Here is a 22,146-nt window from a genome sequence, read left to right as displayed (position 1 = left end):
ATATGACACAGGCTCTGAGTGCCTCGGTCATGCCGTCGCCTTCGGGTGGCACCGCAGGCCGGTTATCCGCGCGACCGGGGCGCCGTCGGCCGACACCAGGTCCAGGTCGCTCAGGTCCCCGCGACCGCGCACCCGGCACCAGACCTCCCCCGGCACGTCGTCGAAGAGTTCGAGCCGCTCGGCAGAGGCCACGCTCCCCCCGGCGGCGGCCAGCCGGAGGCACCCGTCGAGCACCTCGGCGGCGGAGTCGCCCGTGACCTGGGTCAGGCCGCCGTCGGCGCGGTCCGGGAGGTCATCGGCCGGTTCCGGCTCGGCGATCTCCGCACCCAGGTACGCCGTCCACCCGGCACCGGACGCGCCGGACGCACGGACGTACCCGTCGATCCGCATCGGCGCCGCGCCGGTACGCACCGCGGTCTGCACGGCGGCCGGTCCCACCGACTCGGTGTCCGGCTCCGGGAAGACCAGGTCGCGCAGGGCGGCCGGCGCACCGACAGCGCGAGCGGCGGCCACCGCCCAGTCGGCGCGCGCACCGGCGGACAGCACCGGTGTGATGTCCGTCCGGCCGAACCACCGCTGGGCGGGGTCGGCCAGTTCAACGGCCGTCCCGAGCAACGGGTGCGCACCGGCCGCGGCCGGTGCGGACGGCCAGAAGCGACGGCGCTGGAACGGGTAGGTGGGCAGTCCGGCCCGGCTCCGGCCGGAGCCGGCCAGCAGCGCGGTCCAGTCCACCGACGCGCCGCCCACGTAGGCCTCGGCCAGGAAGCTCAGCACGCGCGAGGCGTCGCCCTGGTCGCGCAGCAGCACGCTGGTCGCCCAGCCCCGGTCGTCGACATCGGCCAGGGCGCCGCTGACCGCCGGGCTGAGCACACCGTCCGGGCCGACCTCGAGGAAGCCGGTGACGCCCCGGTCGCGCAGCAGCCGTACGCCGTCCTCCAGTCCGTCCGGCGCCTCGGCCGGGCGGCTCCAGTAGCCGGGGCTCGCGATCTCCGAGGGATCGAGAAGCTTGCCGGTCACCGCGGAAACCATCGGGACGGAAGGTGCGGAGAAGGTGATCTGGTCCACCGTTTCCCGCAGCCCGGTCCCGTCGGCCCGCGCGACCACCAGCCGGCCGGCGTCGGCCAGGGAGAACACACCGGCCAGGTACGCCGCTGCCACCTCGCCCACCGAGTCGCCCAGCAGGAAGTCGGGGCGCGGTCCGTAGGACCGCAGCAGCGCCGCCAGTGCCACCTCGACCGCGAAGACCCCGGCGTGCTCCGCCCGTCGCCGCGTGTCCCCCTCGGAACCGATCAGCGGCTCCAGGGCGGCCTGTGCCTCCGTCAGCGCGTCCGCGAAGACCGCTGACTGCTCGGCGAGCCGGAGAGCCATGCCGGGCCAGGAGGACTCGGCGCCGGGGAAGAGGAACGCGACGCGCCCGGGCCGGGTCACCGCCGTACGGGCGTACTCGACCGGCAGCCGCTCGGCGACGCCGCGCAGCCCGGCGACGAGGTCTTCCCGGTCGGCCGCCCACACCACCGCGCGGCAGCGGAAGCCGGCCCGGTTCGCGGCCAGCGATGCGGCCACGTCCGCCATCGGCACGTCCTGGTTCCGCCCGGCCCAGTCGGCGACGTCGGCCGCCAGGGCCCGCAGCGCACCGTCGGTACGCGCGGACACCGCCCATGGCACCAGGTCGCCCAGGGCCGAGCGGGCCGGGGTGTCGCCGCGGGGCGGCACCGGCACGGCGGGGGCCTGTTCCAGGATCACGTGCGCGTTGGTGCCGCTGATCCCGAACGTCGATACGCCCGCGCGCCGCGGACGTCCGTCGGACTCCCACGGCCGGGCCCCGGTCAGCAGCCGTACGTCACCGGCCGACCAGTCGACCTGCCGTGACGGCTCGTCCACGTGCAGCGTCGCCGGCAGCGTCCCGTGCCGCATCGCCTCGACCATCTTGATCACCCCGGCCACGCCCGACGCCGCCTGCGTGTGGCCGATGTTGGACTTCACCGACCCCAGCCACAGCGGCCGGTCCTCGGGGCGGTCCTGGCCATAGGTGGCGAGCATCGCCTGGGCCTCGATCGTGTCGCCCAGATGGGTCCCCGTACCGTGCCCCTCCGCCGCGTCGACATCGGAGCCCGACAGGCGGGCGTCGGCCAGGGCCCGGCGGATCACCCGCTCCTGCGCGGGGCCGTTCGGCGCCGAAAGACCGTTGCTCGCCCCGTCCTGGTTGACCGCGCTGCCGCGCAGCACCGCCAGCACCGGATGCCCGAGCCGTTGCGCCTCCGACAGCCGCTCCAGCAGCACCACGCCCACGCCCTCGGACATTCCCATGCCGTCAGCGGCCTCGGAGAAGGACTTGGACCGTCCTACCGCCGAGATGGCGCGTTGCATCGCGAGTTCCGCGAGCGGTCCCGGCGTGGACATCACCGTCACTCCCCCGGCCACGGCCAGCGAGCACTCCCCGCTGCGCAGCGCCTGGGCCGCGAGGTGCATCGCCACCAACGACGACGAACAGGCGGTGTCGATCGTCACCGCGGGACCTTCGAAGCCGAACGTGTACGCCACCCGACCGGACGCGACGCTCGACGCGTTGCCCGTCATCAGATAGCCCTCGGCCCCCGGCTGCGCGGCGAGCGCGGCCGCGTAGTCCTGGCCGGCCAGGCCCGCGTAGACGGCGGTGTCGGTGCCCTTCATCGCGGTCGGGTCCAGACCGGCCCGTTCCAGCGCCTCCCAGACGACCTCGAGCAGCAGCCGCTGCTGCGGATCCATTGCCAGCGCCTCACGCGGGGACACCCCGAACAGCACCGGGTCGAAGTCCGCCACCCCGTCCAGGAAGCCGCCCTCCCGCGTGTATACGCGGCCCGGTGTGCCCGGCGTCGGATCGTAGATGGCCGGCAGGTCCCAGCCGCGGTCCTCCGGGAAGGCTCCGACCGCGTCCTCGCCGTCCATGACGAGCCGCCACAGATCCTCGGGCGAGGCTACTCCGCCGGGGTAGCGGCAGGCCATCGACACGATCGCGATCGGTTCGCCCACCGCCGCCGGGGCCGGGGCGGCCTTCTCGGCGGCCGCGGCCGCGCCGGTCACCTGGGCCACCAGATACTCGGCCAGGTCCTGCGGCGTCGGGTAGTCGAAGACCAGCGTGGCCGGCAGCGTCAGCCCGGACACCGCGGCCAGCCGGTTGCGGAACTCCACCGCCGTCAGCGAGTCGAAGCCGAGGTTGCGGAACGCCTGATCGGCTTCGATGCCGCTGTCATCACTGTGGCCGAGGACCACCGCGGCGTGCTCGCGCACCAGGTCCAGCACCACCCGCCAATGCTCGCCGGGCGGCAACTGAGCCAGCCGGCGGGCCAGCGCACCGCCGCCGGCACCGGCGACAGCCGCCCGCCGGGGCGCACGGCCCAGTCCCTGCAACGCCGTCGGCACCGGCGTCCCCGCCGCGATCGCCTGACGGATCGCACCGACGTCGAGACCCGCCGCCAGCACCGGCCGGCCCAGGCCCAGCGCCCGGTCCAGCAGGGCCAGCGCCTGCTCCGTACTCAGCACCACACCACCGCTGCGGGCCTGGCGGGCCCGATCCGCCTCGGTGAGCGCGGCGGTCATGCCGCTCGTCTGCTCCCACATGCCCCAGGCGATGGAGACGGCGGGCAGCCCTTCGGCCATCCGGTGCGCGGCGAGGGCGTCCAGGTAGGCGTTGGCCGCCGCGTAGTTGCCCTGCCCGGGGTTGCCCAGCAGCCCCGACAGCGAGGAGAACAACACGAACGTCCGCAGATCCCGGTCCCGCGTCGCCTCGTGCAGGTACCGAGCGGCATCCGCCTTGGCGGCCAGCACCCGGCCCAGCGACTCACCGGTCAACGAGGTCACCGGGGTGTCCTCCAGCACACCGGTCGCGTGCACCACTCCAGCCAGTTCCGGGATGTCCGCCACCAGCGCGTCCACCGCGACCCGGTCGGACACATCCGCCGCGACGATCCGCACCCGAGCCCCGAGCGCCGCCAACTCTGTGGTCAACTCGGCGGCGCCGGGCGCATCCGGTCCGGAGCGGCTGGCCAGGACCAGGTCCCGGACGCCGTGCCGGACCACCAGATGCCGAGCGACCAGGCCACCCAACGTTCCGGTCCCGCCCGTGATCAGCACCGTGCCGTCGCCCACCCCGGGCATCCGCAGCACGATCTTGCCCACGTGCCGGGCCTGGCTCATGTACCGCAGCGCCGCACCGGCCCGAGCGGCCGGGAACACCGTGACCGGCAGCGGAACGGCCTGCTCCAGGACCCGCCGCCAGATCACCGCGAGCCGGTCCGGGTCGAGGTCCGCCAGATCGAACGGCACCTGCCGCGGATCACGGATATCGATCTTGCCGAGCTCCACGAACCGGCCGCCCTCGGCCAACATCCCCAGCGACGCGTCCAGCAACTCGCCGGTCAGCGAGTTCAACACCACGTCGACCTGGCCGAACTCAGCCGCGAAGTCCGCCGTACGCGAAGAAGCGATGTGCGTCACGCCCAGCTCGGCCACCGCCGCCTGCTTGGGCGGGCTCGCCGTCGCGAACACCCGCGCCCCGGCCGCCAACGCCAGCCGGACCGCCGCCATGCCCACGCCGCCGGAGGCCGCGTGGATCAGCACCCGATCGCCCGAACGCACCCGGCCCAGATCGAACAGCGCGTGGTAGGCGGTCAGGTACGCGGTCGCCACCCCCGCCGCCTCGACATCGCTCCACCCGTCCGGGACCGGCGCGACCAGCCGCGCGTCGATCACCGCCAGCGGGCCGAACGCCGCGAACATCCCCATCACCCGCGTGCCGACCGGCAGGCCCCGCACTTGGAGCCCCGTCTCGACCACCACACCGGTGCCCTCGCCGCCCGGAGGACGGGGGTCGCCGGGAAGCATGCCCAGCGATGAGACCACGTCGCGGAAGTTCACTCCGGCCACGCGGACCGCGATGCGGATCTCATGCGGCTCCAGTGGCCGTTCGGCGTCCGGGGCCGGCACCGCACGCACCTCGTCCAGGTCGCCGTCCGGACCCCATTGGAGCCGCCATGCCCCCTCGCCCATCGGCAGCTCCGGCCCGTTCGGGACCGGACGCAGCCGGGGTACCAGCACCGCCCCGTCGCGCAGGGCCATTTCTCGTTCGCCGGTGGCCAGGGACGCGGCGACGGCCGCGTCGGACCCGGGGCGGCCATCGTCGTCGAGCAGCACCAGGCCCGCGTCGGGGTGCTCGGACTGTGCCGACCGGACCAGGCCCCAGACGCCGGCCTCGGTCAGACCGGCCACGGTGTCGCCCGGCACCGCCGCCACCGCGTCACGGGTACGGACCGCCAGCCGCGACCCCGCCGGATAGTCCGCCCCCAGCCACGCCTGTACCAGAGCCAGCGCCGCGGGCACGTCGGCCGGGTCGGCCCACGCGAGCAACGGCTCGCCCACCGCGTCGGGCAGTTCCGGTCCCACCCGGACCCAGGCCTGCTCCGGTGCGGGCCCGGGAGAGATCGGCGCCCATTCCAGTGACAGCAGCCCGGCGGGGGCGGCGCCCAGACGGCTGGTGTCGGCGGGGCGGGAGATGATCGCGCCCGCCGATATCACCGGCTGCCCCTCGCCGTCGGCGGCCAGCAGGGAGAACGCGTCCGGCCCGGCCGGGCTCAGCCGCACCCGCAACGCCGACGCACCGGTCGCGTGCAACCGCACGTCCCGCCACCCGAACGGCAGCAGAACCTGGTCGCTGTCCCCGCCCGCGTCGCGGATCGCGGCGACGAGGAGGGCGTGCAGCGCGGCGTCCAGCAGCGCCGGATGGATCCCGAACCCGTCCAGCCCCTCCGCCGCGGCGGCCGGGAGCTCCACCTCGGCGTACACGTCCTCGCCGAGCCGCCAGGCCGCCTGCAGCCCACGGAACGCGGGGCCGTATTCATACCCGCGAGCCGCTATGTCCGCGTAAGCGTCGCTGACGGGCAACGGCTCCGCGCCGGCCGGCGGCCACTGCCCGTCCAGGCCCGTGACAGTTCCGGCCGGGTCGGCCAGGGTCGCGGTCGCGTGCCGGATCCACTGCTCCCCCGTACGGGAGAACACGCCCGCCTGGCTGCCCTCCACCGACACCTGCACATCGACCGGCTTGCCGCCCAGGGCCAGCGGCTGCTCGAACGTGATCTCGGCGATCGCCGGCAGCCCGGCCCGGTCCCCGGCGTGCAGGACCAGCTCCGCCAGCGCCGCACCCGGCACCAGCACCGTCCCCGACACCGCGTGATCGGCCAGCCACGGGCTCGTGGCGGTCGACACCCGCCCCGACAGCACCCAGCCGGCGTCCTCGGCCAGCCGCACCGCGCTGTTGAGCAACTGGTGCCCGGCGTCACCGCGGGCGATTCCGCCCCCGGAGGCCCAGTAGCGGCGGTGCTGGAAGGGATACGTCGGCAACGTGACCGGCCTGCCCCCGGCTATCAGACGCGCCCAGTTCACCGTCGCGCCGTGGGTCCACGCGTCGGCCAGAGAGGCGAGCAGGCGTCGCTGCCCGCCGTCGTCGCGGCGCAGCGAACCGACCGCCCACCGTCCTTCGATTCCCTGCATCAGGACCGGATGCGGGCTCACCTCGACGAACCCCGCGACGGGCATACCCGCGACCGTCTGGGCGAACTTCACCTGCTCCCGCAGGTTCCGCCACCAGTAGCCGGCGTCCAGGGTCGCCGTATCGATCGCCGTGCCCGTCACCGCGGAATAGAACGGCACCCGGGCCGTCCGCGGTGTCACCTCCACCGCCAGCAGGTCTTCCCGGACCGATTCCACCAGCGGGTGGTGGCTCGCGTAGTCGACATCGACCCGCCGGGCCCGGATGCCCGCCGCCTCACACCGCGAGACCAGCGACTCCAGCGGCGCCGGGGCACCGGAAACCACCACCTGCGAGGCGGCGTTGACCGCCGCGATCCGCAGACCGTCCCGCAGCAGACCTTCGACCACGTCCGGGGCCGCGGAGACCGACACCATCCCGCCCGTACCCGCCAGCGCCCGCAACGCCCGGCCTCGCGCGGTGACCAGGCCGAGGGCGTCTTCCAGGGACAGGGCGCCCGCGAAGCAGGCCGCGGCCAGCTCTCCCTGCGAATGCCCCACCACCGCCGATGGGACCACCCCGGCGGCCTCCCACACCCGGGCCAGACCCACCATCATCACGAACAAGGCAGGCTGGATCACCTCACCCCGGTCCAGCCCCGCCCCCGAAACCAGGGCGTCCCGCAACGGCCAGTCCACCAGCTCCTCACACTCGGCCACGAACTCCGCGAACACCGGCGAACACGCCAACAGCTCACGACCCATCCCCAGCCACTGCGAACCCTGACCCGGGAACACAAACGCCACGCCGCCACCGTCCGCCGCCCGACCCGGCTCCACCCGCGCCAAAGCCCCGACCAGCTCCCCACGGTCAGCACCCAGCACCACCGCCCGATACTCCAGACCCGCCCTCGAACCCGCCAGCGACACCGCCACATCGGCCGCCCCGGCGTCCGGAACATCGGATGCCAGCCGTGCGGCCAGCGCCCGCAAGGCAGCCTCCGACCGCGCCGACAACACCCACGGCACCAGACCACCCGTCACCACCGGGTCGTCCGAGCGGGACGGCGCCGGCGCGGCGGGCGCCTCTTCCACGATCACGTGCGCGTTGGTGCCGCTGATCCCGAACGACGACACACCCGCCCGCCGAGGCCGCCCCGCGGGTTCCCACGGGCGCGCCTCGGTCAGCAGCCGCACATCGCCGGCCGACCAGTCCACGTGCGGCGACGGCTCATCGGCGTGCAGCGTCGCCGGGAGCGTCCGATGCCGGAGCGCCTCGACCATCTTGATCACGCCGCCCACACCGGCACCCGCCACGGTGTGGCCGATGTTCGACTTCAGCGAACCCAGCCACAACGGCCGCTCCTCCGGCCGGTCCTGACCGTAGGTCGCCAGCAATGCCTGGGCCTCGATCGGATCGCCCAGCGCCGTCCCGGTCCCGTGCGCCTCGACGGCGTCCACGTCGCCCGGGGTCAATCGGGCGTCGGCGAGGGCCCGGCGAATCACCCGTTCCTGCGACGGGCCGTTCGGCGCGGTCAGGCCGTTGCTCGCCCCGTCCTGGTTCACCGCGCTGCCCCGCAACACCGCCAGCACGGGGTGCCCCAGCCGTCGGGCCTCCGACAACCGCTCCAGCACCAGCACCCCGATGCCCTCGGACATCCCCATGCCGTCGGCCGCCGCCGAGAAGGCCTTGCTCCGGCCGTCCGACGCGAGCGCGCCCTGCTGTTCGAACTCCGCGAACGCCGCCTGCGTGGCCAGCACCGTCGCGCCCCCGGCGAGGGCCAGTGAGCACTCCCCGTTGCGGAGCGCCTGCACCGCCAGGTGCGTCGCCACCAGCGAGGACGAACACGCCGTATCGACCGTGACCGCCGGGCCTTCCAGACCGAACGTGTACGCCAACCGGCCGGACGCGACGCTGGACGCGTTGCCCGTCATCCCGAAGCCGGCGCCGCCATCGGACAGCCGCAGGCTGTAGTCCTGCATGGCCATCCCGGCGAAGACCCCGGTGTCCGTGCCCTTCATCCCGGACGGGTCCAGACCGGCCCGTTCCAGCGCCTCCCAGCAGACCTCGAGCAGCAGCCGCTGCTGCGGGTCCATGGCGAGGGCCTCACGCGGCGAGATCCCGAAGAACTCCGCGTCGAAGTCGCCCGCGCCGCTCAGGAAGCCGCCGACCTGCGCGTATCCCGCGGAATCGGTCTCCCAGCCGCGGTCCGCGGGGAAGGCACCCATCGCGTCCACACCGTCCGCGACCACCCGCCACAGATCCTCCGGCGACGCCACCCCGCCCGGATAGCGGCACGCCATCCCCACGATCGCCACCGGCTCCCCCGCCGACCGCGTCAGCACCACCTCCGTGGCGCTCTCTTCGGCACCCGACACCCGCCGCATCACGTATTCGGCCAGGGCCTGCGCGGTCGGGTAATCGAAGACCAGCGTGGCCGGGAGGGTCAGCCCGGTCGCCGTGGCCAGCCGGTTGCGCAGCTCCACCGCGGTGACCGAGTCGAAACCGATGTCCCGGAACGCCCGGTCGGCGCGTACGTCCGCGGCCTGGTCGTGGCCGAGCACCGCGGCGGCGTTCTCGCGGACCAGGTCCAGCAGGACGCGTGCCCGCTCCACCTCGCCCAAGGCCGCCATCTGACGGGCGAATTGACTCGCGCCCGGCCCGCTCGCGGCGGCCCGGCGAGGCACCCGGACCAGACCGCCCAGCACCGCGGGCAGCGGGGACCCGGCAGCGACCGCGGTGCGGACCGAACTCAGGTCAAGACCGGCCGCCAGCACCGGCCCGTCCGCGTTCAGCGCCCGATCGAACAGGCTCAGCGCATGCTCGGACGGCATGGGCGGGCCGCTGGCGCCAGTCGTATCGCTCTGTTCCTCCCAACGCCCCCAGGCGATGGAGACGGCGGGCAGCCCTTCGGCCATCCGGTGCGCGGCGAGGGCGTCCAGGCAGGCGTTGGCCGCCGCGTAGCCGCCCTGCCCGGCGTTGCCGAGCAGCCCTGACAGCGAGGAGAACAACACGAACGTCCGCAGATCCCGGTCCCGCGTCGCCTCGTGCAGGTACCGAGCGGCATCCGCCTTGGCCGCCAGCACCCGGCCCAGTGACTCCTCGTCCAGCGAGGTGATCGGGGCGTCCTCGAGCACCCCGGCGGCGTGTACCACCCCGGACAGCTCCGGGATGTCCGCCACCAGCGCGTCCACCGCGGCACGGTCGGACACATCCGCCGCGACGATCCGCACCCGCGCCCCGAGCGTCTCCAGCGCGGTGGTCAACTCGGCGGCGCCGGGCGCCTCCTGACCCGACCGGCTGACCAGCACCAGGCTCCGGACGCCGTACCGGGTGGCCAGATGCCGGGCGACCAGCCCGCCCACCGTCGACGTCCCGCCAGTGATCAGCACCGTGCCCTCGGGGTCGAGCACCGGTACCGCGTCGTCACCGGGGTCAACCCGGCGCAGCCGCGGCACCAGCACGACTCCATCGCGAAGCGCCAGTTCCTTTTCGCCCGTCGCCAAAGCCGCGACAACGAACGCATCGGATTCCGGGCGGCCATCGTCGTCGAGCAGCACCAGACCCGCGTCGGGATGCTCGGCCATCGCCGACCGCACCAGACCCCAGACACCGGCCTGTGCCCGACCGGCCACGGTGTCGCCCGGCGCCGCCGCCACCGCGTCACGGGTACGGACCGCCAGCCGCGACCCCACCGGGTACCCGGCCACCAGCCACGCCCGCACCAGGGCCAACGCACCGGCCACATGAGCGGGCTCGGCCCAGGCATACACCGGCTCGTCCCCGGCCTCGGGCAATTCCAGCTCCGGGCCGACCAGCACCCAGGACTCCTCCGGACCCGGCTCCGGCAGGCTGACCGGCTCCCAATCCAACGCCAGCAGGCCTTCGCCCGCGCCCGGGGCGGCCAGCCGGCCCATGTCCACCGGCCGGGAGATCATCGCACCGGCCGACACCACCGGCTGACCCTCGCCGTCGGCGGCCAGCAGGGAGAACGCGTCCGGCCCGGCCGGGCTCAGCCGCACCCGGAGCGCCGACGCCCCGGTCGCGTGGAGCCGCACATCCCGCCACGCGAACGGCATCCGCACCGCACCGTCGCCGTTGTCGCCACTGTCGTCGGCCCCGGCGATCAGGACGTGCAGCGCGGCGTCCAGCAGCGTCGGATGGATCCCGAACTTCTCCTGGGAGTCCCCGACCGGCAATTCCACTTCGGCGTACAGGTCCTCGCCGAGCCGCCAGGCGGCCTGCAGACCACGGAACGCCGGTCCGTACTCGTACCCACCAGCCGCCATGACGTCGTAGACATCGCCGACGGGCAACGGCTGCGCGCCGGCCGGCGGCCACTGGCCGTCCAGCCCCGTGACGGTTCCGGCCGGATCGGCCAGGGCCGCCGACGCGTGCCGGATCCACTGCTCCCCCGCACGGGAGTACACGCCGGCCTGCTGCCCATCGACCCGCACCTGCACATCAACGGGGCGGCCGCCCAGCACCAGCGGCTGCTCGAACGTGATCTCCCCGATAGCGGGCAGCCCGGCCCGGTCACCGGCGTACAACACCAGTTCCGTCAGCGCCGCCCCGGGCACCAGCACCGTCCCCGAGACCGCGTGATCGGCCAGCCACGGGCTCGTCGCGGTCGACACCCGCCCCGACAGCACCCAGCCGGCGTCCTCGGCCAGCCGCACCGCATTGTCCAGCAGCGAATGATCCGCGTTACCGCGGCTGGTTCCGCCACCTGAGGCCCAGTAGCGGCGGTGCTGGAACGGATACGTCGGCAGCGTCACCCGGCGGCCTTCGGGAATCATCCGGGTCCAGTCCACATGCGCGCCATGGATCCACGCGTCGGCCAGGGAAGCCAGCAGGCGTCGCTGCCCGCCGTCGTCGCGGCGCAGCGAACCGACCGCCCACCGTCCTTCGATTCCCTGCATCAGGACCGGATGCGGGCTCACCTCGACAAACCCCGCGACGGGCACCGCCGCGACGGTCTGGGCGAACTTCACCTGCTCCCGCAGATTCCGCCACCAATAGCCGGCGTCCAGGGTCGCCCCGTCGACCGCCGTGCCCGTCACCGCGGAATAGAACGGCACCCGGGCCGTCCGCGGTGTCAGCTCCACCGCCAGCATGGCTTCGCGGATCGGCTCCACCACCGGGTGGTGACTCGCGTAATTGGTTTCGACGCGCCGGGCCCGGATCCCCGCCGCCTCACACCGCGCCGTGAACGCCTCCAACGGCCCCGGCGCACCCACCACCACCACCGAACTGGCAGAGTTGATCGCCGCGAGTTCCAAACCGTCTCGCAGCAGGGGCTCGACCACGTCCGGGCCCGCGGAGACCGACACCAGCCCGGCCGTACCCACCAACGACTGCAGCGCCGTACCCCGGGCGGTGACCAGACGGAGGGCGTCTTCCAGGGACAGGGCGCCCGCGAAGCAGGCCGCGGCCAGCTCTCCCTGCGAATGCCCCACCACCGCCGACGGGACCACCCCGGCGGCCTCCCACACCCGGGCCAGACCCACCATCATCACGAACAAGGCAGGCTGGATCACCTCACCCCGGTCCAGCCCCGCCCCCGAAACCAGAGCGTCCCGCAACGGCCAGTCCACCAGCTCCTCACACTCGGCCACGAACTCCGCGAACACCGGCGAACACGCCAACAGCTCACGACCCATCCCCAGCCACTGCGAACCCTGACCCGGGAACACAAACGCCACGCCGCCACCGTCCGCCGCCCGACCCGGCTCCACCCGCGCCAAAGCCCCGACCAGCTCCCCACGGTCAGCACCCAGCACCACCGCCCGATACTCCAGACCCGCCCTCGAACCCGCCAGCGACACCGCCACATCGGCCGCCCCGGCGTCCGGGTTCCGCCCGGCCCAGCCGGCGACCTCCGACGCCAGGGCGTGCAGCCCGTCCTCCGACCGCGCCGACAGCACCCACGGCACGACCACATCCGCGACCAGCGGCCGGACGGGCAGGGGAGCCGCTACGGGCACGGGCACGGGGACCGGGTCCGGGGCCTGCTCCAGGATCAGGTGGGCGTTCGTGCCGCTGACGCCGAACGACGACACCCCGGCCCGCCTCGGACGCCCGTCGGACTCCCACGGACGCGCCTCGGTCAGCAGCCGCACATCGCCGGCCGACCAGTCGATGTGCGGCGACGGCTCATCGGCGTACAGGGTCGCCGGGAGCACCCCGTGCTGGAGCGCCTCGACCATCTTGATCACACCGGCCGCCCCGGCCGCGGCCTGGGTGTGGCCGATGTTCGACTTCACCGAACCCAGCCACAACGGCCGCTCCTCCGGCCGGTCCTGACCGTAGGCGGCCAGCAGCGCCCGCGCCTCGATCGGATCGCCGAGCGTGGTCCCGGTCCCGTGCCCCTCGACCACGTCCACGTCGGAGGCCGACAGCTTCGCGCCGGCCAACGCCGCCCGGATCACCCGTTCCTGCGAGGGACCGTTCGGGGCGGTCAGGCCGTTGCTGGACCCGTCCTGGTTCACCGCGCTGCCGCGCAGCACCGCCAGCACCGGATGCCCGAGCCGCTGGGCCTCCGACAAACGCTCCAGCAGCACCACCCCGACGCCCTCGGCCCAGTTGGTGCCGTCAGCAGCGGCCGAGTACGCCTTGACCCGCCCGTCGGCAGCCAGGCCGCCCTGCACCGCGAACTCCGTGAACGTTCCCGGGGTGGGCATCACCGTCACACCACCGGCCAGGGCCAGCGAGCACTCGCCGTTGCGCAGCGCCTGCGCCGCCAGGTGCATCGCCACCAGCGACGACGAACACGCCGTATCCACCGTCACCGCCGGGCCCTCCAGGCCCAGCACGTACGACACCCGGCCCGACGCCACGCTCGACGTGTTTCCGGTCATCCGGAAACCACTGCCGTCACCCTCGGCCAGCAGCGAGTCGTAGCCCTGAGAGGCCAGCCCGGCGAAGACCCCGGTGTCCGTACCCTTCATCCCGGCCGGGTCCAGACCCGCGCGTTCCAGCGCTTCCCAGGACACCTCGAGCAGCTGCCGCTGCTGCGGATCCATCGCCACCGCCTCACGCGGCGAGATCCCGAAGAAGTCGGCATCGAAGTCGGCGGCACCGGACAGGAAACCGCCCACCCGCGCATACCCGGCAGACTCCGTCTCCCAGCCGCGGTCGGCGGGGAAGTCACCCATCGCATCCTCGTTGTCCGCGACCAGCCGCCACAGATCCTCCGGCGAGGCCACCCCGCCCGGGAACCGGCACGCCATCGACACGATCGCGACCGGCTCGCCCACCGCCACCGGGGCCGGAGCGGCCTTCACCGCGGCCGGGGCCGCGCCGGTCACCTGGGCCACCAGATACTCGGCCAGCACCCGCGGCGTCGGATAGTCGAAGACCAACGTGGCCGGGAGCGTCAGCCCGGACGCCGCCGCCAGCCGGTTACGCAACTCCACCGCCGTCAGCGAATCAAAACCCAGATCCCGGAACGCCCGATCAGCCGGAACACCCGCGCCCTCGCCATCACCATGACCGAGAACCACAGCAGCGTGCTCACGCACCAACTCCAACAGAACAAGGGACCGCTCAGCCTCACCCAGACCACCGAGCCGACGGGCCAACGCACTGGTCGACCCGGTACGGGCCGCGACAGCACGCCGCGGCGCACGGCCCAGGCCGAGCAGCACCGCCGGCACCTCTGCCCCGGACGCGATCGCACTGCGGATCGCGCCCACGTCCAGGCCCGCCGCCACCACCGGCTCACGACCGGCCACCGCGGCGTCCAGCATCCGCAGCGCCTGCTCGGTCGGCAACGCCACACCGCCGCCCCGCGCCAGCCGCGCCCGGTCCACTTCGCTCAGCGCACCGGTCATGCCACTCGCCTGCTCCCACAGGCCCCAGGCGATCGACACGGCGGGCAAGCCAAGCGCGGTCCGGTGCGCGGCGAGGGCGTCCAGATAGGTGTTGGCCGCCGCATAGTTACCCTGCCCCGGGTTCCCGAGCAGCCCGGCCAGGGACGAGAACAACACGAACATCCGCAGATCCCGGCCGACGGTCGCCTCATGCAAATGCCAGGCGGCCTCCGCCTTGGCCGACACCACCCGGTCCAGCGACTCCCCGGTCAACGACGTCACGGGGCCGTCCTGCAGCACCCCGGCCGCGTGCACCACCCCGGCCAGACCCGGAATACCGGCAACCAGCGCGTCCACCGCGGCCCGATCAGACAGATCCGCCGCCACGACCCGCACCCGCGCCCCGAGCGCCTCCAACCCGGCCGCGAGCTCATCGGCCCCGGGGGCCTCCGGCCCCGACCGACTGGCCAGCACCAACTCCCGCACACCATGCCGGTCCACCAGATGCCGGGCCACCAAACCGCCCAACGTCCCGGTGCCACCGGTGATCAACACCGCACCATCACCCACACCGGGCAGGCGCAGCACGATCTTGCCCACATGCCGGGCCTGACTCATGAACCGCAACGCCGCACCCGCCTGAGCGGCCGGGAACACCGTCACCGGCAGCGGCACGGCCGTCTCCAGAACCCGCTGCCACATCGCGGCAACCCTGTCCGGATCCAAGTCCCCCAGATCGAACGGCACCTGACGCGGATCACGGATATCGATCTTGCCCAGCTCCACGAACCGGCCACCCTCGGCCAACATCCCCAGCGAGGCGTCCAGGAACTCCCCGGTCAACGAGTTCAACACCACATCAACCTGACCGAACTCATCGGCGAAGTCCGTCGTACGCGAAGAAGCGATACGGGTCACGCCCAGCTCAGCCAGCGCGGCCTGCTTGGCCTCACTCGCCGTCGCGAACACCTCCGCCCCAGCCGCCAAAGCCAGATGCACCGCCGCCATCCCCACACCACCGGCCGCAGCATGAATCAGCACCCGATCCCCCGACCGCACCCCACCCAGATCGAACAACGCGTGATACGCGGTCAGATACGCGACCGGCACCCCGGCAGCCTCGGTGTCGCTCCACCCGTCCGGGATCGGCACGACCAGCCGTGCATCGACCACCGCCAGCGGGCCGAATCCCTGGAACATCCCCATCACCCGCGTGCCGGGCACCAGGCCGTCCACCCCAGGGCCCGTCTCGGTCACGACCCCGGCGCCTTCACCACCCGACAGACGATGGTCGTTGGGGAGCATGCCGAGTGCCTGCAGAACGTCACGGAAGTTCACTCCGGCCGTGCGGAGCGCGATACGGACCTCACCGGGCGCCAAGGGTTGCTCGGCGTCGAGCGCCGGCACCACCCGCACATCGTCCAAGTCTCCGTCCGGACCCCATTCGAGCCGCCATGCCTCCGGACCGGTCGGCAGTTCGGGAACGGCCGAGACCGGGCGCAGGCGGGGCACCAGGACGGCGCCGGTCCGCAGGGCCAGTTCCTTTTCGCCCGTGGCCAGGGCGGCGCCGACGGTCTCGGCGGATTCGGGACGGCCGTCGTCGTCGAGCAACGCCAGGCCCGCGTCGGGGTGCTCGGCCATCGCCGACCGCACCAGACCCCAGACACCGGACCCCGTCAAACCGGCCACGGTGTCACCCGCCGCGGCCGCGACCGCGTCACGGGTACGGACCGCCAGCCGCGACCCCGCCGGGTACCCGGCCCCCAACCACGCCTGCACCAAGGCCAGCGCCCCGGGCAGATCCACCGGCTCAGCGGATGCAAACAACGGCTCGTCCATGGCCTCAGGCAGATCCAGCTCCGGGCCCACCCGCACCCAGGCCTGCTCCGGTGCTGATCCGAGACTCATCGGCGCCCATTCGAGCGACAGCAGCCCCGCCCCCGTGCCGGGCCCAGCAAGCTGGCTGGCGTCGGCCGGACGGGAAACCATCGCCGCCGCCGACACCACCGGCTGACCCTCACCATCAACAGCCAGCAGAGAAAACGCGTCCGGCCCGGCCGGGCTCAACCGCACCCGCAACGCCGACGCACCAGTCGCATGCAACCGCACATCACGCCACGCGAACGGCAACCGCACCCCGTGACCGTCCTCCGCGGCCACGATCATCACGTGCAGAGCGGCATCCAGCAACGCCGGATGGATCCCGAACCCGTCCGCCTCTTCGCCAGCGGCGGCGGGCAGTTCGACCTCGGCGTACAGATCCTCGCCGAGCCGCCAAGCCGCCTGCAGACCCCGGAACGCCGGCCCATAGGCGTATCCATGGGCGGACAAGTTCTCATAGGCATCAGCGACCGGCAACGACTGCGCGCCCGCCGGAGGCCACGCCCCCTCGAATCCGGTGACAGTCCCGGCCGGGTCGGCCAGGGTCGCGGTCGCGTGCCGGGTCCACTGCTCCCCAGTACGGGAGAACACGGCCGCCTGACCGCCCTCGACCGACACCTGCACATCAACCGGGCCGCTGCCTTCGAGCACCAACGGCTGCTCAAAGGTGATCTCCCCCACCGCCGGCAGCCCGGCCCGGTCCCCGGCGTGCAACACCAACTCCGCCAGCGCCGCACCAGGAACCAGCACCGTCCCCGACACCGCATGGTCGGCCAGCCACGGACTCGTCCCCGCCGACACCCGCCCCGACAACACCCAGCCCGCATCCTCAGCCAGCCGCACCGCACTGTCCAACAACGGATGCCCCGCACCACCCCGACCCGCCCCAACACCCGACGCCCAAAAACGACGATGCTGGAACGGATACGTCGGCAACACCACCCGACGACCGACCGGAACCAAACGCGTCCAGTCCACGGCGGCCCCGTGGGTCCACGCCTCGGCCAGACCCGCCAGCAGACGACGCGCCCCCGCGTCATCACGCTCGGCCAGACCGGCCGCCCACACCCCACCCTCGTCACCGTCGTACACCGCAGCCGACAACACCGTGTCCGGACCCAGCTCAACGAACCCGCCGACACCACGCCCGTGCAGGAACCGGACCACATCATGGAACCGGACCGTGCCGATCGCCTGCTCCACCCAATGCCCCGGGTCCCCCAGCACATCCACACCGGCGACAGCACCGGTGACCGCCGAGACCAGCGGGACCCGCGGCTCAGCGAACCGGATTCCCGCCACTACGCGCGCGAGCTCATCGGCAATCGGCCGCATCAACGGCGAATGGAACGCATGGCTGACCTCCAGCCAATGCACCTTCCGACCCGGCAGCCGCCCTATCGCATCCTCGACGGCCTCCCGGTCACCGGAGAGCACCACCGCCGACGAACTGTTCACCGCCGCCACCGCGACCCGGTCCTCCAAACCGGAGAGATCCACTTCCCGCACGCCAGCCTGCACCGCCGCCATCGCCCCACCCGACGGCAACGCCTGCATCAACCCACCCCGCACCACCAACAACCGCACCGCATCCTCAAGCGACACCGCACCCGCCACATACGCCGCCGTCACCTCACCAACCGAATGACCAGCCACAAAATCAGGCTTCAAACCCACCGCCCGCGCCACCGCCGCCAAACCAGCCTCAAACGCAAACACCGCAACCTGCGTGAACGCCGTCTGATGCACCTCGACGCCCGAGAACATCACCTCCCGCAACGAACGACCCAACAACGGATCCGCCACCACACACACCTCATCCAGCACACCCGCGAACACCGGCGAACACTCCGCCAACTCACGCCCCATACCACTCCACTGCGACCCCTGACCCGGGAACACCCACGCCACCCGGCCCCGCGTCCGCGCCTCGGACGGCTCCACCGCCGCCAGACCCCGCTCAAGCTCCTCACGGTCAGCGCCCAGGACCACCGCCCGGAACTCCAGCCCCGCCCGGCCCCGCGCCAGCGACCCCGCCACATCCGCGATGTCGGCCCCGACCGGGACATCCGAGGAGATCCGGCCCGCCAGCGCCCGCAGCCCCGCATCCGATCGCGCCGACAACACCCACGGCACCGCACCACCGGTCACCACCGGCTCCGCCGACGGAGCCACAACCGGCTCAGCGGGAGCTTCTTCGAGGATGACGTGGGCGTTGGTGCCGCTGATCCCGAACGACGACACACCTGCCCGGCGAGGCCGGCCCGTGACCTCCCACGGCCGTGCTTCGGTCAGCAGGCGCACGTCTCCGGCCGTCCAGTCCACGTGCGGCGACGGCTCATCGGCGTGCAGTGTCGCCGGGAGCGTCCCGTGCTGGAGCGCCTCAACCATCTTGATCACACCGGCGACACCGGCCGCCGCCGAGGTGTGCCCGATGTTGGTTTTCACCGAGCCCAGCCACAACGGGCGATCGTCGGGCCGGTCCTGCCCGTAGGCGGCCAGCAGCGCCTGCGCCTCGATCGGGTCCCCGAGCGTGGTGCCGGTCCCGTGCCCCTCGACCACATCCACGTCGCCCGGGGTCAGCCGGGCATCGGCCAGGGCCCGGCGAATCGCCCGTTCCTGCGACGGACCGTTCGGCGCCGACAGACCGTTGGACGCACCGTCCTGGTTGACCGCGCTGCCGCGCAGCACCGCCAGCACCGGATGCCCGAGCCGCCGCGCCTCCGACAAACGCTCCAGCACCACGACACCAACGCCCTCGGACAACGCCGTGCCGTCCGCCGTACCCGAGAACGCCTTGACCCGCCCGTCGGCCGCAAGGCCGCCCTGCAGTGCGAACTCCGCGAACGCCGCCGGGGTGGCCATCACCGTCACGCCCCCGGCCAGCGCCAGCGAGCACTCCCCGTTCCGCAGCGCCTGCGCGGCCAGGTGCATCGCCACCAGCGACGACGAACACGCCGTGTCCACCGTCACCGCCGGGCCCTCCAGGCCGAACGTGTAGGCCACCCGGCCGGAGACGACGCTCGACGCGTTGCCGGTCATCCGGAATCCGCCCGCATCACCCGCGGGCAGACGCCAGGAGTAGTCCTGCATGGCCAGACCGGCGAACACACCGGTGTCGGAGCCGCGCAGCCCGGAGGGGTCCAGGCCCGCGCGTTCCAGGGCTTCCCAGGACACTTCGAGCAGGAGTCGTTGCTGCGGGTCCATCGCCACCGCCTCGCGCGGCGAGATCCCGAAGAACTCGGCGTCGAAGTCGGCCGCACCGGACAGGAAACCACCCACGCGCGAATACCCGGCAGGCTCGGTCTCCCAGCCGCGGTCGGCCGGGAAGTCGGTCATCGCGTCGGCCCGGTCCTCGATGAGTTGCCAGAGGTCTTCGGGCGAGGCGACCCCACCGGGGAAGCGGCAGGCCATCGACACGATCGCGATCGGCTCGCCGACCAGCCGCGGGGCCGCCGGGATGATCTCGACGGCCGCCGGGGACGCGCCGGTCACCTGGGCCACCAGGTAGTCCGCGAGGGCCTGCGGTGTGGGGTGGTCGAAGACCAGCGTGGCGGGCAGCGTCAACCCGGCCGCCGCGGCCAGCCGGTTGCGCAGTTCCACCGCGGTGACCGAGTCGAAGCCGAGGTCGCGGAAGGCGCGGTCGGCCGGCATGTTCGCGGCCTGGTCGTAGCCGAGTACCGCGGCGGCTTGCTCGCGCACGAGGTCCAGCAGGACAAGCTCGCGCTCGGTCTCGCTCAGGGCGGCCAGGCGACGGGCCATCGCCCCGCCTACGGCCCCCGACGCGGCTACCCGCCGCGGCGTGCGGACGAGATCGCTCAGCGCTGCCGGAATCGACGTCCCGGCCGCGATGACGCCGCGGACCGCGCTCGTGTCCAGGCCGGCCGCGACCACCGGCCGACTGACGGTCAGCGCCCGGTCCAGCAGGCTCAGCGCCTGCTGGGTCGGCAGAGCGACGCCGCCGACGCGGGCCAGCCGCGCCTGGTCGGCCGCGGTCAGCGCACCGGTCAGGGCGCTGCGCTGCTCCCAGAGGCCCCAGGCGATGGACACGGCCGCCAGGCCGAGGGCCCGCCGCCGGGCGGCGAGGGCGTCCAGGTACGTGTTGGCCGCCGCGTAGTTGCCCTGCCCGGCGTTGCCGAGCAGCCCCGACAGCGACGAGAACAGCACGAACATCAGCAGGTCAAGGTGGACAGTGGCCTCGTGCAGGTGCCGGGCCGCGTCCGCCTTGGCGGCCAGCACCCGTTCCAGCGACTCACTGGTCAACGAGGTGATCGGGGTGTCCTCGAGCACTCCAGCGGCGTGCACCACTCCGGCGAGCTCGGGGATGTCCGCCACCAGCGCGTCCACCGCGGCACGGTCGGACAGGTCCGCGGCGACGATCCGCACCCGGGCCCCGGCCCCTTCCAGCTCGGCGGCGAGTTCACCGGCGCCGGGCGCATCCGGACCGGACCGGCTCGCCAACACCACGCTCCGGACCCCGTACACGTCCACCAGATGCCGGGCGACCAGACCACCCAGCGTCCCGGTCCCACCAGTGATCAGCACCGCGCCCTCGGGGCCGAACACCGGGACCGCGCCATCACCGGAAACCGCACGGCGCAACCGGGGCACCAACACCGCCCCACCCCGCAGCGCCAACTCCCTCTCCCCGCTCGCCAAAGCAGCGGAAACCATCACCTCGGACTCAGGACGGCCATCGCCGTCCAGCAACACCAAACCCGCGTCAGGGTGCTCGGCCATCGCCGAACGGACCAAGCCCCAAACCCCCGCACTCGCCAGCCCCGCGACCGTGTCACCATCAGCCGCCGCAACCGCATCACGCGTACGGACCACCAGCCGCGACCCCGCCGGGTATCCGGTCTCCAGCCACCTCTGCACCAGAGCCAGCGCAACAGTCGGGTCGGCCGGCTCGGCCGAGACGTACACCGGCCCGTCCGCAGCCTCGGGCAATTCCAGCTCCGGGCCGACCGGCACCCAGGCCTGGTCGGGGCCTGGCTCCGGGCTGGGGCTGAGCTGTGCCCATTCCAGGGCGAGCAGGCCGACGCCGGCACCGGGGGCGGGGGTGAGGCGGCTGGTGTCCGCGGGGCGGGAGACGATTGCCGCCGCCGACACAACCGGTTGGCCCTCGCCATCGGCGGCCAGCAGGGAGAACGCGTCCGACCCGGCCGGGCTCAGCCGCACCCGAAGTGCCGACGCACCGGTCGCGTGCAACCGCACGTCCCGCCACGCGAACGGCAGCAGGACCCGCTGCCCGGTGTCGTCGGTCGCGGCGGCGAGAAGTGTGTGCAGCGCGGCGTCCAGCAGCGCCGGATGGATCCCGAACCCGTCCTGGGCATCCCCGGCGGGCAGTTCCACTTCGGCGTACAGATCCTCGCCGAGCCGCCAGGCCGCCTGAAGCCCCCGGAACATCGGCCCGTACTCGTATCCCCGTGCCGCTATGACATCGTAGACATCGCCGACGGGAAGAGCCTGCGCACCGGCCGGGGGCCACTGGCCGTCCAGACCTTCCACCGTCCCGCTCGGGTCGGCCAGGGTCGCGGTGGCGTGCCGGGTCCACTGCTCCCCGGAACGGGAGAACACGGCCGCCTGGCCACCCTCGACCGACACCTGAACATCAACCGGGCCGCCGTTGAGCACCAGCGGCTGCTCGAAGGTGATCTCCCCGATCGCCGGCAGCCCGGCCCGGTCACCGGCGTGCAACACCAACTCCGCCAACGCCGCGCCCGGCACCAGCACCGTCCCCGACACGGCGTGATCGGCCAGCCACGGACTCGTCGCGGACGACACCCGGCCCGACAGCACCCAGCCCGCGTCCTCGGCCAGCCGCACCGCGCTGTCCAGCATCGGATGCCCGGCGTTGCCCCGTCCGGTCGCGCCGCCCGACGCCCAGTACCGGCGGTGCTGGAACGGATACGTCGGCAGCGTCACCGGCGTCCCGCCGGTGATCAGGCG

The 22,146-nt window shown here is 73.2% G+C and carries 1 protein-coding gene (only partly in view); it reads right to left on the bottom strand.

Annotated elements, in window-relative coordinates; translation table 11 throughout:
* Positions 1-27: 27 nt before the first annotated feature.
* Positions 28-22,146: the 3' portion of a type I polyketide synthase gene (locus LIV37_RS41100; RefSeq protein ID WP_121823903.1), read on the bottom strand. 8,385 nt of this gene lie beyond the right edge of the window; 22,119 of the gene's 30,504 nt are visible here — the last part of the coding sequence; its start codon lies off the right edge, out of view — the gene reads right to left on this strand; its stop codon occupies positions 28-30.

The organism is Streptomyces rapamycinicus NRRL 5491 (assembly GCF_024298965.1).
Classification (GTDB): domain Bacteria; phylum Actinomycetota; class Actinomycetes; order Streptomycetales; family Streptomycetaceae; genus Streptomyces; species Streptomyces rapamycinicus.
Note: the sequence above shows the minus strand (reverse complement) of the source record. Positions and strands in the feature narration are given on the sequence as shown.